Below are 1,616 nucleotides of genomic sequence, written 5' to 3' on the forward strand. Positions count from 1 at the left end.
CCTTTCCCTCACGGTACTGGTTCACTATCGGTCGATTACGAGTATTTAGCCTTGGAGGATGGTCCCCCCATGTTCAGACAGGATTTCTCGTGTCCCGCCCTACTTGTCGTACGCTTAGTACCACCGTCCAGATTTCGTGTAAGGGGCTATCACCCTCTATGGCCAGAGTTTCCAATCTGTTCCACTATCTGATCGACTATCACGTACAGGCTCTTCCCATTTCGCTCGCCACTACTTTGGGAATCTCGGTTGATTTCTTTTCCTGCAGCTACTTAGATGTTTCAGTTCGCCGCGTTCGCTTTGCATGCCTATGTATTCAGCATGCAATGACCTAAAAGGCCGGGTTTCCCCATTCGGAAATCTGCGGATCAAAGTGTGTTTGCTCACTCCCCGCAGCTTATCGCAAGCTACTACGTCCTTCATCGCCTGTAATCGCCAAGGCATCCACCATGTGCACTTATTCGCTTGTCCCTATAACGTTAGCCCCTGCTGACACAGGGAGCGTTATAGAAATCAAGAGTACAGCGTGTTGCATGTTTGTTGATACTTGATTACTACCCTAAGTGTGCTCGCTCATCATTTCTGATTCGCTTACACGCTTAAAAAAACTTTACTTCTTCCAGATTGTTAAAGAACAGAACAACAGTGATCTCTAAAAGACCAAACCTAAGCGTCAGTCGCTTACGTTTGCGCTTTCAGTTTTCGGTACCAAGTAAATGGTGGAGGATGACGGGATCGAACCGACGACCCCCTGCTTGCAAAGCAGGTGCTCTCCCAGCTGAGCTAATCCCCCATTGGGTATGACTGGTAGGGCTGGTTGGGCTCGAACCAACGACCCCCGCGTTATCAACACGGTGCTCTAACCAGCTGAGCTACAGCCCCGAAACTGTGTTCTTCTTGTTCAACAGTCGATAAGCGTGGACGCTTGATGATGAGCGTTAGCTCCGGTGCTACTCTAGAAAGGAGGTGATCCAGCCGCACCTTCCGATACGGCTACCTTGTTACGACTTCACCCCAGTCACGAATCCTACCGTGGTAAGCGCCCTCCTTGCGGTTAAGCTACCTACTTCTGGTAAAACCCGCTCCCATGGTGTGACGGGCGGTGTGTACAAGACCCGGGAACGTATTCACCGCGACATGCTGATCCGCGATTACTAGCGATTCCAACTTCACGCAGTCGAGTTGCAGACTGCGATCCGGACTACGATACACTTTCTGGGATTAGCTCCCCCTCGCGGGTTGGCGGCCCTCTGTATGTACCATTGTATGACGTGTGAAGCCCTACCCATAAGGGCCATGAGGACTTGACGTCATCCCCACCTTCCTCCGGTTTGTCACCGGCAGTCTCATTAGAGTGCTCTTGCGTAGCAACTAATGACAAGGGTTGCGCTCGTTGCGGGACTTAACCCAACATCTCACGACACGAGCTGACGACAGCCATGCAGCACCTGTGTTCAGGCTCCCTTTCGGGCACATCCAGATCTCTCCGGACTTCCTGACATGTCAAGGGTAGGTAAGGTTTTTCGCGTTGCATCGAATTAATCCACATCATCCACCGCTTGTGCGGGTCCCCGTCAATTCCTTTGAGTTTTAATCTTGCGACCGTACTCCCCAGG

The 1,616-nt window shown here is 51.4% G+C and carries 2 tRNA genes and 2 rRNA genes; all 4 read right to left on the minus strand.

The features are described from left to right. Nucleotides 1–471: ribosomal RNA gene (locus tag LK540_RS25170) — 23S ribosomal RNA — on the minus strand; the annotation flags it as partial. A gap of 246 nt (nt 472–717) precedes the next feature. Beyond that, nucleotides 718–793 (minus strand) — tRNA-Ala (locus LK540_RS25175). A 12-nt stretch (nt 794–805) separates the two neighbouring features. Next, nucleotides 806–882, minus strand: a tRNA-Ile gene (locus tag LK540_RS25180). 77 nt (nt 883–959) lie between these two features. Further along, nucleotides 960–1,616 (minus strand): 16S ribosomal RNA (locus LK540_RS25185); the annotation flags it as partial.

It is taken from the genome of Massilia sp. IC2-278 (genome assembly GCF_020708045.1).
In the GTDB taxonomy this organism is placed as follows: Bacteria; Pseudomonadota; Gammaproteobacteria; order Burkholderiales; family Burkholderiaceae_D; genus Telluria.